The following is a 12,769-nucleotide window of genomic DNA, read 5'->3' as shown; positions in this document are numbered from 1 at the left end:
ACCCAATTTACTGATTTTTTTCTTGTTTTCAATTAATTGTCTTATTTTTTTCTTCAATCCATTTTGACATAAATTTTACTGACAAAAACTGATTATTAATCAGTAAGTTACCAATAAAATTCTGTCTTCTTAGGTTTATAACATTTTGTTTTGTTTGTGTTATTTTTTCATAAAAACCATAAGCGTATTTTTCTTGAAAAAAATGCTCTTCAAGTATGTCAAATCCTGCTTTTTGCTTACTTATCCATAACTCCTGATTAAGGTATAATTCAACAGATTTCAAAACAAAATCTGCATTATTATCCACGATAAAACCATTCCAGTTATCGTCTTTAGAAATACCTTCACAACCTATTTGTGTAGTTATTGAAGGAGTACCAGTCACCATTGCTTCAAGAAGTTTTCCTTTTATACCGGCACCAAAACGCAATGGAGCCAGTAAGGCTCTTGCATTTTCAATCACTTCCAATGCATTTTCGGCTCTGCCTTTTATTAAAAAACCTTCTTTTTCATTATGCAATTGCTCTACTTTTTGTGAGGAATAAGCTCCATAAATATTCAAATCGGCTTCGGGTATGGCTTTTTTAATTGCTTTCCAAAAGGATTTCAGCTGCAATACCGCATCATAATTAGGTTCATGCAGAAAATTGCCGATGAAAACAAAATCCTTCCTTTCTGAAAATGTTTTAATTTCTTTTTTAGGCGCATAAAATATTGGCAGATAAAAAAGCAACGAAGTATCTATTTTAAAAATATGCTGCAGAATTTCCATTTCGAAATCAGAAACCATAAGCGAAACATCACATCTATATACACTTGCAATTTCCCTTTTGGCGGATTCCTCCTCCAATAAATTCTCAATTTCGAAGTCCGAATTACTTTTAACAGCCTTATGACGTGCATAACGCAAACAATGAAGGTCTTCTGTATCCAAAATCCGAACGGCATCCGGGCAATTTTCAATTACACGCCATCCAAACTGTTCTTCTGAAATAAAACGGTCAAATAATACAATATCAGGATTTAATTCTTTGACAAAAACATCAAAACTGGAACAATTCAATTCTATTTTTTGAGTTTCAATTCCCAATATTTTCAAATCAAATGAGAAATCACTTTCCTGCGCTGCCGATGCAAAAGTTATAGTATAATCCATTTCCTGAAACAGGGAAATTAATTGCAGCATTCTAGTTCCCGCAGCGGAAGAATTGGGCTCAGGAAAAACCAATCCAATGATTAAAAGTCGTTTCAAAATTTGATTTTTATACAAAGTAACAACTATAAATTAGTTCTAAAAAATGTAATTTTGCATTTCAATCTTGAAACTATGTTAGGATTAAAATTAAAAACCGACCCAAGATGGGTAAATATTGCTGAAGATAATTTAGCTGAAATTTTATCGGACCATGCCTGGTGCGAGCAAAAAGCCGCTACCAATGCGATTAACTTAATAATCAATAATTCAGAAAAAGATGATTTGGTTACAGAAATGACCAAAATAGCTATTGAAGAGATGGATCATTTCAGAATGGTTCACGATATAATAAAAGCTCGAAATTTTGAATTTACACGGGAACGCAAGGATGATTACGTTGGTTTACTTACAAAATTTTTAAAAAAAGACGGCAGTCGTGATCAATCTATGATTGACCGTTTGCTTTTTGCAGCTATGATTGAAGCAAGAAGCTGCGAACGTTTTAAAGTACTTTCAGAAAATATAAAAGACGAAGAATTGGCTAAATTTTATCGCGAATTGATGATTTCTGAAGCGAATCATTTTACAGTTTTCTTAGGTTTTGCCCGAAAATATGGTGAAAAAGAATATGTAGACAACCGCTGGAAACAATGGATTGAGTACGAAGAAAGCATCATTACCAATTTTGGAAAAAAAGAAACCATACATGGATAAAGATAAAAGCGTTCAAAAATTTTGAACGCTTTTTTTGTAACATTTTTATTGTTTAAAACTCTAATTATATAAACTTAAAACTAAAAAAATGCAGGCACATGAAATAGATTACCATATTTATGGTGAAGAAATGCAGTATGTAGAAATAGAACTGGATCCGCAGGAAGTTGTTGTTGCCGAAGCCGGCAGTTTTATGATGATGGACAACGGCATCAAAATGGAAACCATTTTTGGTGATGGTTCCGGACAACAATCAGGAATGCTGGGTAAACTTTTAAACGCCGGTAAACGAATGCTTACAGGTGAAAGTTTATTCATGACGGCTTATCAAAACCAAGATTTGGGTAAAAGAAAAGTTTCTTTCGCCTCTCCTTATCCTGGAAAAATTGTTCCAATCGATTTAATGAAATACGGAGGGAAATTCATCTGCCAGAAAGACTCTTTCCTTTGTGCTGCTAAAGGAGTAGCTGTAGGAATCGAATTTTCCAGAAAATTAGGAAGAGGATTATTTGGCGGAGAAGGTTTCATCATGCAGAAAATTGAAGGTGACGGAATGGCTTTTGTACATTCCGGTGGGACTTTAGCCCGCAAAGAATTGCTTCCGGGCGAAGTTTTGAAAGTTGACACAGGCTGTATTGTAGGTTTTACTAAAGATGTTGACTACGATATTGAATTTGTAGGCGGCATCAAAAACACTTTATTTGGTGGCGAGGGTATGTTTTATGCAACTTTGAGAGGACCTGGAATAGTGTATATCCAATCATTGCCTTTCAGCAGACTGGCAGGCCGAATTATTGCATCAGCTCCCGGTGTTGCCGGAGGCGGTAAAGAAGAAGGAAGCTTGTTAGGCGGTTTAGGAAACCTGCTTGACGGGAGATAATAAATCTTAAAAAAAGTAGTCTGTCTGTAACAACCTGCTTTATGTTTGGTTTTAAGGATTACAGACAGACTCTTTATTCTAAAGAAAACTACTTCATATACGTTTCCTCATATGATTTTTTAGCCTCTTCGTAACCTATCTTAAAAATCTCATCCATTTTTGCTTTGCTGGTTTCAAACGTACCAAATTTTGACAATTCTTCCGGCTGAATTACCCAGTCACAATGTGTAAATTTATGGGCACTGGAATTTGCAAAGAGCAGTTCAAAAGCTCTTGCGGTTACAGCTTTTATAGATGCTAAGGAATTGGCATCAATTTTTTGGGTGGGGCTTACATACACCCCTATAATGGCATCACAACGACCTAACAATATATCTGTAGGAAACTGATTCAAAATACCGCCATCGCTATATAAATCGCCGTCTATTTGATACGGTGACAGTACGCCGGGAAAAGATGACGATGCCAGGACAGCATCCACCACTTTAGTTTTCTCGTCAAAAATCTTCAATCTGCCTTTAACCAAGTCGGTTGCAGTAAGATGAATTTTTAAATCCAAATCGCCTATTGTCTTATCACCAAAAACACTTTCAAAGTACAATTTAAAAGCATCGGCATCAATAAATCCTGCTTTTCTGAAAGTAAAATGCTTCCAATTGAAAAAATAGATTGATTTAAAAAAATTTAAAATTTCGACAGGAGTTTTTCCTTCAGCATATAATGCAGCCACTATAGCCCCGGCACTTGTACCTGCGATGCATGTTGGCTTAATTCCTTTTTCTTCCAAAAACTGCAGCACACCCGCATGTGCCAAACCTTTGGTTCCGCCACCGGAAAAAACTATCCCTATGGATTTTGATTCTAAAAACATAAAAAAGAAGGCTGTAAAAACAGCCTTTATAAATTATTACATCAATTAATTATTCAATAGCGAAAGCAACTTGGGCATTTACAACGATTTCAATTTCACCAATCGCTAATGTTTCCTTATTTCCTCTATCTGCCATTGCCATTTCAGCCATTGCCCCTTTATACATTGGACGTGGGAAATGTGTAGCAGAGTTATCAGTAATTAAAAGTAATTTTCCCACTTTTTGTCCTAAAGCTGAAACAAAATCATTCGCTTTTTGTTTTGCGTTAAGCATTGCTTTTTTACGTGCTTCTCTTTCATGCTCTTCTAATTTTGAGGATTTAAACTCAATACCATTAATATTTGTGATTCCGGTATCTGTAATTCCCATCATGAATTCATCATACTTTTTGATATCTTTCAACAATACCGTAATCGTTTGGTTAGCATGAAAGTTGTACTTCTTCTTTTCGTAATCGTAATTTTTATACAGGCTTACATTTGTAGTCTGGAAATCAGTTGCAGGAATATTGTTCTTTTTGATGTATTTAATGACTTTGTCAATTGTTTCATCATTTGTTTTTTTTACAGAAGCTGCATCTTTACCGGTATTTTCCACTCCAAGAGTAATTACACATTGGTCAGGTGCTACTTTCACTTTACCCTCACCCGAAACATTTACTTGCGGAATCTGAGGCTTTTGATCTTGAGCGTAAGTCATTGCTGTTAAAAACATTAAAAAAGTTACTACTAGTTTTTTCATTGTTTATTTAATTTAAAATTGTACGAATCTATATTTTAACAATACAAGATTTACAAATGTCGTGCCATTATAGCTTTCCACCCCTATCTAAAAAATATAAAAGCACTATTGGTATAGCCAAAAGTCCTACTATAAATGTGTTATCTGTCAACATAGACGGTTCTTTTATCAATGTTGTTGCATAGCCTCCTATGGCACCCCCAAAATGTGCTACATGGCCTATATTGTCATTTTTAGCTTTCATTCCGTATATAGAATACAGCAAATAACCAATACCGAATATATAAGCCGGAATAGGTATTGGTATAAAAAACATGTATAAGTTCATGTCTGGATTCAATAAAATAGAAGCATAAACAATACCTGTTACAGCTCCTGAGGCTCCTACTGCCCTGTAACCAAAATCATTCTTATGAAAACTCAGCGTAAGTAAACTTCCTGCAACTAAGCTAATAAAATACACCATCAAAAAGGTAAGAGAACCAAAACTGTATATCACAACCGGCGCAAACATGTACAAGGTGAACATATTAAAAAACAAGTGCATATAATCCCCATGCAAAAAACCAGAGGAAAGCATACGAATTTGTTCACCGGCACGGATACTTCCTACATGAAATTCGTACTTTCTAAAAAAATTATAATCATTAAATCCTTTGTAACTTATCAAAACATTTGCACCTATAATGCTTAGCAAAAATATGTTCATTCTTTTTTTATTTAAAAGTATAAAAAAAATAAAAGCTCAGAAAATTCTGAGCTTTATTTTATAATTGAAACCAGTTTTTTATTAATTCTTTCTCGGTTGAAATTGCATTTTTATGCAAATATTCGTTGGTTTTAGAATTGTAATTATAATCTTTAGCCCATTCCTTATGATTTTGAGCCAATTCTCTTATTGCGTTACAAACAAAGGTAATTTCATCATTAGTGGTTGTAGGATGAATTGACATTCTTATCCAGCCTGGTTTTTCAGTTAAAATACCAGAGTCAATATTACACGTAATCGCATTTGATTTTTCCTGATCTACATGCAACAAATAATGTCCGTAAGTACCTGCACAACTACAGCCACCTCTTGTTTGAATACCAAAACGGTCATTTAATAATTTTACCCCTAAATTATAATGCAGATCATTTATATAAAACGAAATTACTCCTAATCTGTCTTTATGCTGACCGGCAAGAATATTGATATTAGTCTCTTTATTTAATTCAGAAAAAACATAATCAACAATTTCATGTTCACGTTCCAAGATATTTTGAACGCCCATTTTTTCTTTCAACTGAATTGCCAATGCTGTTTTAATCACTTGTAAGAAACCTGGTGTTCCGCCATCTTCCCTATCTTCTATATTATCAATATATTTATGTTCTCCCCATGGATTAGTCCATGAAACGGTTCCTCCTCCAGGGCAATCAGGTACATTATTTTTATATAAGTTTTTATTGAAAACCAATACCCCGGAAGTTCCAGGCCCTCCCAAGAATTTATGAGGAGAAAAGAAAACAGCGTCTAAATAAGCTTCTTTGTCTTCAGGATGCATGTTGATTTCTACATACGGTCCAGAACAGGCAAAATCAACAAAACAAACACCTCCGTTCTGATGCATGATTTTGGCTACTTCATGATACGGTGTTTTTATTCCGGTAACATTAGAGCATGAAGTAATTGATGCGATTTTAAAACTTCTGTCCTGATATTTTTCAATCAATTTTTTAAAAATATCCAAACAAAAAACACCTTCCTCATTGGCAGGAATCACAACGACGTCTGCAATAGTTTCCAACCATGATGTTTGATTGGAATGGTGTTCCATATGTGATACAAAAACAATTGGTCGTACTTCCGAAGGAATCGTTGTAAATTCTTTTAAGTTTTCAGAAACCCGTAAGCCTAAAATACGTTGAAATTTATTTACGACACCTGTCATTCCTGTTCCGTCTGTAATCAGAACATCATTTACATCAGCATTTACATGGTGCTTGATAATATGTCGTGCTTCATGATACGCCATGGTCATAGCTGTACCTGAAACCGTAGTTTCGGTATGAGTATTTGCAACAAAAGGACCAAAATCATTCAACATTTTTTCTTCAATTGGTCTGTATAAACGACCCGAAGCTGTCCAATCTGTGTAAATAATTTTTTTTCGGCCAAAAGGAGATTCAAACTCTTGATTAATTCCTACAATATTATTTCTAAACTGTTGGAAATACTGTTCTAGAGCAGTAGTTTTTTCTGTTGCAATCATTGTGTTGAAATTTGGTTCCAAATATACATTTTTTAGCAATTTTATAACTCGATACTGACATTTTTATGATTATTTTTGGAGTTCATCATGAATAACCTGAAAATAAAAAATGCAATTAAATATTCAAAATAGTTTTATAAATGAGCTTCCTGCCGATTCCAACTCAGAAAATCAAGTTAGAAAAGTATTCGAAGCCGTTTTCTCATTTGTAAATCCAACAGAACCATCAAATCCTAAAATCCTGCACACCAACGCTGATTTGGCAACTGATATTGGTTTTTCAATGTCAGATTTGGCTTCATCAGCATTTTTAAATGTTTTTTCAGGAAAAGAAATTTATCCAAATACGAAACCTTTTGCCATGTGCTATGGTGGACATCAGTTTGGGGTTTGGGCAGGGCAATTAGGAGATGGTAGAGCCATAAATTTATTTGAAACAGAAAACAACCAACAAAAACAAACCCTTCAATTAAAAGGTGCCGGAAAAACACCTTATTCAAGAAATGCTGATGGTTTGGCAGTTTTACGCTCTTCCGTTCGTGAATATTTATGTGCCGAAGCTATGTATCATTTGGGAGTCCCTACCACGCGTTCTCTAAGTTTAATTACTTCCGGCGATATGGTATTGAGGGATATTTTATACAATGGCAACCCAGCTTATGAAAAAGGAGCAATCGTTTGCAGAGTAGCTCCCTCATTCATCCGTTTTGGTAATTTTGAGATTTTTGCTTCGCGGAATGATATCAACAATTTAAAAAAATTAGCTGATTTTACCATCCAGCAGTATTTTCCTGAAATACATTCGGAAGGAAAAGAAAAATATTTGGCTTTCTTTAAAAAAGTTGCCGAAACCACTCTTAATATGGTCGTTCATTGGCAACATGTAGGCTTTGTACATGGTGTTATGAATACCGATAATATGAGCATTCACGGCATTACCATAGATTACGGACCATATGGTTGGTTGGAAGACTATAATCCGGATTGGACACCCAATACAACCGATGCCGGCCAACGCCGTTATCGTTATGGTAACCAACCCCAAATTACCCTTTGGAATTTGTATCAGTTAGCCAATGCTTTATATCCTCTGATTAATGAAACTGAAGGTCTGGAAGCTATTTTACATGCTTATGAAGAAGATTATGACAAGGCTTACCTGACAATGATGCGCAATAAATTAGGCCTTGAAAACACTATTGAATCAGATACGGAACTAATCCATCAACTAACAAACAATTTATCAATAAAAGAAACTGATTATACTATTTTCTTCCGATTGCTTTCAACAATTCAAAAAGAAGATACCATTGAAACAGCTTTAGAGAAAATAAATTATTCATTTTATCATCCTGAAGAAATTAAAGATGAAATTTTAAACCAATGGCAAATCTGGTTTGAAAACTATTTAAACCGATTGCAGTTGGAAACTCCTTCAGATACTGAACGAAAACAAAAAATGAACATAGTAAATCCTAAATACGTATTGAGAAATTTCATGGCACAATTAGCTATTGAAAAAGCGGATCAAGAAGATTATTCTTTACTAAATGAATTATTTACCTTACTTTTAAAACCATATGACGAACAACCTCAAATGGAACAATGGTTCTCTAAAAGACCTGATTGGGCAAAAGAAAAAGTAGGTTGTTCTATGTTAAGCTGTAGTTCTTAAAATGAAAAGACTTTTATATATTTTAGTATCGGTTCCAATTTTTCTTCCTGGCTGTAACAAAGAAAAAACAAAACAAGAAACAAAAACAGTTATCATTCAACCGTTTGAAGACATTTCAAACAAAGAGATTGATTTTGTTGAAAAAAAATTAAAGACTATTTTTTCAGAAATTAAAATAAACAAGTCCATTTCCTTTCCGGATTATACATGGAATAAAACCAAAACAAGACACAGAGCAGATTCATTAATTGCTTATTTAAACAGTAAAGCAAAAAATGATGAAGTCATAATCGGGCTGACAAAAAAAGACATCAGTACCTCAAAAAACGATATTGACGATTGGGGTGTTTTTGGACTAGGTTACAGACCCGGAAATTCATGTATCGCTTCTTCTTATAGATTAAAAGGCAATAAAATTGATAAACTTTATAAAGTAGCCATCCACGAACTGGGACACACTCAAGGGCTGGTTCATTGTCCCGTAAAAAATTGTTTCATGCGGGATGCGGAGGGTAAAGATCATTTGGATGAAGAAAACACGTTTTGTGATCAATGCAAGAAAGCTTTAAAAAGACACCACTGGAATATTAACTAAAAAACTATATAATTATGGCAAGTGTAAATCCTTATTTGATTTTTAACGGACAGTGTGAAGCGGCTTTTAATCATTACAAAAAAGCTTTTGGCGGAGAATTTGTAACTTTTTCTAAATTTAGTGATATGCCTAATGACGGTAGTACTCCGCCATTATCTGAAGAAGAAGCCAATCGTGTTATGCACGTTAGTTTTCCTATCAGCAAAGAAACTATTTTAATGGGCAGTGACAGTAACTCACAAAGTGGTGATGCAAAGTTTGGAGATAATATTTCAATCTCTATAAATGCTGACAGTAAAGAGGAAGCAGAAAAATTATTTAACGGTCTTTCTGAAGGCGGTTCTATCACTATGCCGATACAAGACACATTTTGGGGAGCTTATTTTGGCATGTTTGTTGATAAATTTGGTGTAGCATGGATGGTAAATTTTGATTATCCGCAACAATAAAAATTAAAAAATATTGTTATATTTCAAAAAAATAATTATTTATGAAACAAATTACCCAATTTCTACTTGCACTTTTCTTGTTTATTACAATAAGCGAAAATGCATTTGCACAAGGGCCGCCACCATGGGCACCTGCTCACGGTTATAGAGCTAAAACACGTTATGTGTATTTCCCTGATCAAAATTTTTATTATGATTTACAGGCAAGAAATTACATTTATCTAAACGGTTCCAACTGGCAAGTTAGAGCAACTTTACCCAGCATTTTTGTTGGAATCAATTTAGGTAGAAGCGCACAGGTTGAATTAGACTTTGTAGGAACCAGACCTTACCGTTACAACACTACCCACATTGTGAAATATAAAAAACCTAAAAAAGTTAAACACAAAAAGGTAAAGGTAATTGAAGTGCATGATCATCACGGTCATGGTCACCACGGTCGTGGACACGGAAAACACTAATACGGTATATGCAGTTTGATTTAAACAAAAGCATAACAATTTTATCAAAAACACCTCAGGTTTTAGAAACTTTACTCTCCAATATCCATCAGGATTGGACACATAACAGTGAAGGCGAAAATACTTGGAGTGTTTTTGATGTTTTAGGCCATTTGATTCATGGTGAAAAAACAGACTGGATTGTTAGATCTGAAATCATTTTATCCTCAAAAGAGAACAAAACATTCGAACCTTTTGATCGGTTTGCTATGATTACTGACAAACCCAATAAAATAGCACAAGATTTACTTGAAGAATTTGCTAAACTTAGAGCAGAAAATTTAGAAAAACTAAAAGCGTTTAAGCTAACTGAAAGTGATTTATCAAAAAAAGGAATTCATCCGGAATTAGGTATTGTAACATTAAAAGAATTACTTTCCTGCTGGGTGGTTCATGATTTGAATCATTTAAGTCAAATAAGCCGGGTTATGGCTTTTCAATACAAAACGGAAGTAGGTCCATGGGAAAAATACTTAAGTATATTGCATAAAAAAGCCTGAGTTTAACTCAGGCTTTTATTTTGTAAAACTCTTATTAAATCCCAGCAATTTGTTTCAACTCATTTACAAAACGTTCTGCTAAAACATCAGCTTCTTTTTGTGAAGGAGCTTCGGTATAAATACGGATAATTGGCTCTGTATTCGATTTTCTTAAATGCACCCATTCAGAAGAAAAATCAATTTTTACACCATCAATAGTCGAAATATTTTCAGAAGCATATTTATCCGCAATTTGCTTCATCACTCCATCCACATCAATTTGAGGTGTCAATTCAATTTTATTTTTACTCATAAAATACTGCGGATAAGAAGCACGTAATTCAGCTACCGACTTTTCCTGATTAGCCAAATACGTTAAAAACAAGGCTACTCCTACAAGTGCATCGCGACCATAATGAATTTCTGGATAAATGATACCGCCATTACCTTCACCACCAATAATAGCATTTGTAGCTTTCATCAATTCAACCACATTCACTTCACCTACTGCACTTGCCTGGTAACTTCCGTTATGCTTTTCCGTAATATCACGTAATGCACGCGATGAAGACATATTGGAAACTGTATTTCCAGGAGTTTTACTCAACACATAATCAGCCACAGCAACCAAAGTATATTCTTCACCAAACATCTCTCCATCGTTAGATATAAAAGCCAAACGATCGACATCCGGATCCACCACGATACCAAAATCGGCTTTTTCTTCCACTACCAACTTACAAATGTCTCCCAAATGTTCTTTTAATGGTTCAGGATTATGTGGAAATTGACCGTTAGGTTCGCAGTACAACTTTACCACCTCAACACCCATTTGCTCCAATAATTTTGGGATAATAATTCCGCCTGAGGAATTTACCCCATCAACAACCACTTTAAATTTCTTTTGCGCAACAGCATCAGCATCCACCAATGGCAATTCCAAAACCTCGTCGATATGGATGTCCATATACGCATCATTTTCAGTCACTTCACCTAATGAATCCACATCCACAAAATCAAAAGCTTCCGCTTCGGCAATTTCAAGTATTTTAGCACCATCGGCACCACTTAAAAACTCACCTTTTGCATTTAAAAGTTTTAAGGCATTCCATTGTTTAGGATTGTGGGAAGCAGTCAAAATAATTCCTCCGTCAGCCTGTTCTAAAGGAACAGCCACTTCAACTGTAGGTGTGGTTGACAAACCCAAATCGATTACATCAATTCCTAATCCTACTAAAGTATTCACCACTAAGTTATGAATCATAGGTCCCGAAATTCTAGCATCCCGGCCTATACACACTTTTAATCTGTCTTTTGAAATATTTTGCTTTAAAAAAGTACCATAAGCCGATGCAAATTTTACCGCATCAACCGGAGTTAAATTATCTCCTACTTTACCTCCTATTGTTCCTCTAATTCCTGAAATTGATTTTATTAAGGTCATTATTGCATTTAAAATTTAGAAGTTTAAAAAAATTGACCCAACCAAAGTTGGATAGCAAATATAGTTAAACAATTTAGGTAAAAAAAGTGTCACTATTTAACTTGTAATTTTTCTGACGGCTTCAAAAGATCAGTATTAGTATTCTTAATTTTAGTGTAACCCTTAATTATCTCACCATTAAGAAATTAAGGAATTTAGTATTGCTTTATGTTTTTTTCAGAATCGCTTAATAACTTAATATCTTAATGGTTAAATCAAAAAGTTAGATGGTTTTGAATTTAAGTACATTAAGCATTTCTTTTAATATATTATGACTGAATAGTTACAAAAAAGCTATATTTACGAAGACAAACAATTAAACAGACACTACTATTTGAATTTTTTAGCACACATATATTTATCAGGTGATAATGAATTACTTAAGATAGGTAACTTTATGGCCGATGGTATCCGGGGCAAAGATTATCTGCATTTTGACCCTGAAATTCAAAAAGGCGTTTTATTACACCGGCTCATAGATACTTTTACCGATGCGCACCCTGTTTACCGCCAAAGCAAGCACCGTCTGCATGAAAAATACGGACATTACTCCGGGGTGATTATGGATATTTTTTATGATCATTTTTTAGCCAAAAACTGGAGCAACTATCATGAGAAGAATCTAGACAGTTATGCTGATGATTTTTACCAATCGCTGCAAAACAATTACGACCAGCTTACTGAAAAAACCAAAAAAATGATGCCTTACATGATTGGCCGAAACTGGTTTGTAAGCTACGCAACTGTTGGAGGACTGGAAATGATTTTATTCCAGATGGACTACCGTACCAAGCACAGAGCCAACATGCCTGAAGCCATAAACGAACTTCTGTTATTTCATAATGAATTTGAAAATGAATTTACAATCTTTTTTGACGAACTAATTAAAGTATGTGCAAAATGGAGAGCGGAAAATGGCTGAATTTTTACA

The 12,769-nt window shown here is 34.4% G+C and carries 14 protein-coding genes; 8 read left to right on the top strand and 6 right to left on the bottom strand.

Annotated features, from left to right (window positions below):
- Positions 1–28: 28 nt before the first annotated feature.
- Positions 29–1,252, bottom strand: coding sequence for a glycosyltransferase family 4 protein (locus tag EZM65_RS14095; RefSeq protein ID WP_248574876.1), 1,224 nt, complete (start codon positions 1,250–1,252; stop codon positions 29–31).
- Positions 1,253–1,327: 75 nt separating this feature from the next.
- Between EZM65_RS14095 and EZM65_RS14090 the strand changes: the two genes are divergently transcribed.
- Together EZM65_RS14090 and EZM65_RS14085 are read left to right on the top strand one after the other, a co-directional pair.
- Positions 1,328–1,909, top strand: a complete 582-nt coding sequence (locus EZM65_RS14090) for a tRNA-(ms[2]io[6]A)-hydroxylase (protein WP_136669245.1) — start codon at positions 1,328–1,330, stop codon at positions 1,907–1,909.
- 88 nt (positions 1,910–1,997) lie between these two features.
- Positions 1,998–2,789 carry a TIGR00266 family protein gene (locus EZM65_RS14085; RefSeq protein ID WP_136669199.1) on the top strand — a complete coding sequence of 264 codons (792 nt, stop codon included), beginning with the start codon at positions 1,998–2,000 and terminating at the stop codon, positions 2,787–2,789.
- Positions 2,790–2,877: 88 nt separating this feature from the next.
- On the opposite strand, the gene EZM65_RS14080 is transcribed toward EZM65_RS14085, so the two are convergent.
- The 4 genes from EZM65_RS14080 to EZM65_RS14065 form a co-directional block, all read right to left on the bottom strand.
- Positions 2,878–3,660, bottom strand: a complete 783-nt coding sequence (locus EZM65_RS14080) for a patatin-like phospholipase family protein (RefSeq protein WP_136669198.1) — start codon at positions 3,658–3,660, stop codon at positions 2,878–2,880.
- A 49-nt stretch (positions 3,661–3,709) separates the two neighbouring features.
- Positions 3,710–4,402 (bottom strand): SIMPL domain-containing protein, encoded by a 693-nt coding sequence (locus EZM65_RS14075; protein ID WP_136669197.1) that lies wholly within the window; start codon positions 4,400–4,402, stop codon positions 3,710–3,712.
- 67 nt (positions 4,403–4,469) lie between these two features.
- The gene (locus EZM65_RS14070; RefSeq protein ID WP_136669196.1) at positions 4,470–5,111 is read right to left on the bottom strand and encodes a rhomboid family intramembrane serine protease; all 642 of its coding nucleotides are present in this window, start codon (positions 5,109–5,111) and stop codon (positions 4,470–4,472) included.
- A gap of 58 nt (positions 5,112–5,169) precedes the next feature.
- The gene (locus EZM65_RS14065; RefSeq protein ID WP_136669195.1) at positions 5,170–6,657 is read right to left on the bottom strand and encodes an aminotransferase class V-fold PLP-dependent enzyme; all 1,488 of its coding nucleotides are present in this window, start codon (positions 6,655–6,657) and stop codon (positions 5,170–5,172) included.
- Positions 6,658–6,766: 109 nt separating this feature from the next.
- Here EZM65_RS14065 and EZM65_RS14060 point away from each other — a divergent pair, with 109 nt between their 5' ends.
- From EZM65_RS14060 to EZM65_RS14040, 5 genes are read left to right on the top strand one after another with little or no spacing between them, the layout of a single operon-like run.
- Entirely contained in the window at positions 6,767–8,332 is a 1,566-nt protein-coding gene (locus tag EZM65_RS14060; RefSeq protein ID WP_136669194.1) for a YdiU family protein, read from the top strand.
- A 1-nt stretch (position 8,333) separates the two neighbouring features.
- Entirely contained in the window at positions 8,334–8,927 is a 594-nt protein-coding gene (locus EZM65_RS14055) for a Zn-dependent protease (protein WP_136669193.1), read from the top strand.
- Between the two features lie 14 nt (positions 8,928–8,941).
- Positions 8,942–9,376: a VOC family protein gene (locus EZM65_RS14050; RefSeq protein WP_136669192.1), complete on the top strand. Its 435-nt coding sequence runs from the start codon at positions 8,942–8,944 to the stop codon at positions 9,374–9,376.
- Positions 9,377–9,417: 41 nt separating this feature from the next.
- Positions 9,418–9,837 carry a hypothetical protein gene (locus EZM65_RS14045; RefSeq protein WP_136669191.1) on the top strand — a complete coding sequence of 140 codons (420 nt, stop codon included), beginning with the start codon at positions 9,418–9,420 and terminating at the stop codon, positions 9,835–9,837.
- Positions 9,838–9,845: 8 nt separating this feature from the next.
- Positions 9,846–10,376: a DinB family protein gene (locus EZM65_RS14040; protein ID WP_136669190.1), complete on the top strand. Its 531-nt coding sequence runs from the start codon at positions 9,846–9,848 to the stop codon at positions 10,374–10,376.
- 34 nt (positions 10,377–10,410) lie between these two features.
- On the opposite strand, the gene glmM is transcribed toward EZM65_RS14040, so the two are convergent.
- Positions 10,411–11,799, bottom strand: a complete 1,389-nt coding sequence (gene glmM, locus EZM65_RS14035) for a phosphoglucosamine mutase (protein ID WP_136669189.1) — start codon at positions 11,797–11,799, stop codon at positions 10,411–10,413.
- Positions 11,800–12,172: 373 nt separating this feature from the next.
- Between glmM and EZM65_RS14030 the strand changes: the two genes are divergently transcribed.
- Complete coding sequence (locus EZM65_RS14030) at positions 12,173–12,760, top strand: ACP phosphodiesterase (RefSeq protein ID WP_136669188.1); 588 nt, start codon at positions 12,173–12,175, stop codon at positions 12,758–12,760.
- Positions 12,761–12,769 lie beyond the last annotated feature (9 nt).

It is taken from the genome of Flavobacterium sp. H122 (assembly GCF_004959765.1).
In the GTDB taxonomy this organism is placed as follows: Bacteria; Bacteroidota; Bacteroidia; order Flavobacteriales; family Flavobacteriaceae; genus Flavobacterium.
This window is presented reverse-complemented; position numbering and strand designations above follow the sequence as displayed.

Bases quoted from the DNA above. Each gene is read 5' to 3' on its own strand.
- EZM65_RS14090 (WP_136669245.1), top strand. From the start codon at position 1,328: ATGTTAGGATTAAAATTAAAAACCGACCCAAGATGGGTAAATATTGCT.
- EZM65_RS14085 (WP_136669199.1), top strand. From the start codon at position 1,998: ATGCAGGCACATGAAATAGATTACCATATTTATGGTGAAGAAATGCAG.
- EZM65_RS14080 (WP_136669198.1), bottom strand. From the start codon at position 3,660: ATGTTTTTAGAATCAAAATCCATAGGGATAGTTTTTTCCGGTGGCGGA.
- EZM65_RS14075 (WP_136669197.1), bottom strand. From the start codon at position 4,402: ATGAAAAAACTAGTAGTAACTTTTTTAATGTTTTTAACAGCAATGACT.
- EZM65_RS14070 (WP_136669196.1), bottom strand. From the start codon at position 5,111: ATGAACATATTTTTGCTAAGCATTATAGGTGCAAATGTTTTGATAAGT.
- EZM65_RS14065 (WP_136669195.1), bottom strand. From the start codon at position 6,657: ATGATTGCAACAGAAAAAACTACTGCTCTAGAACAGTATTTCCAACAG.
- EZM65_RS14060 (WP_136669194.1), top strand. From the start codon at position 6,767: ATGCAATTAAATATTCAAAATAGTTTTATAAATGAGCTTCCTGCCGAT.
- EZM65_RS14055 (WP_136669193.1), top strand. From the start codon at position 8,334: ATGAAAAGACTTTTATATATTTTAGTATCGGTTCCAATTTTTCTTCCT.
- EZM65_RS14050 (WP_136669192.1), top strand. From the start codon at position 8,942: ATGGCAAGTGTAAATCCTTATTTGATTTTTAACGGACAGTGTGAAGCG.
- EZM65_RS14045 (WP_136669191.1), top strand. From the start codon at position 9,418: ATGAAACAAATTACCCAATTTCTACTTGCACTTTTCTTGTTTATTACA.
- EZM65_RS14040 (WP_136669190.1), top strand. From the start codon at position 9,846: ATGCAGTTTGATTTAAACAAAAGCATAACAATTTTATCAAAAACACCT.
- glmM (WP_136669189.1), bottom strand. From the start codon at position 11,799: ATGACCTTAATAAAATCAATTTCAGGAATTAGAGGAACAATAGGAGGT.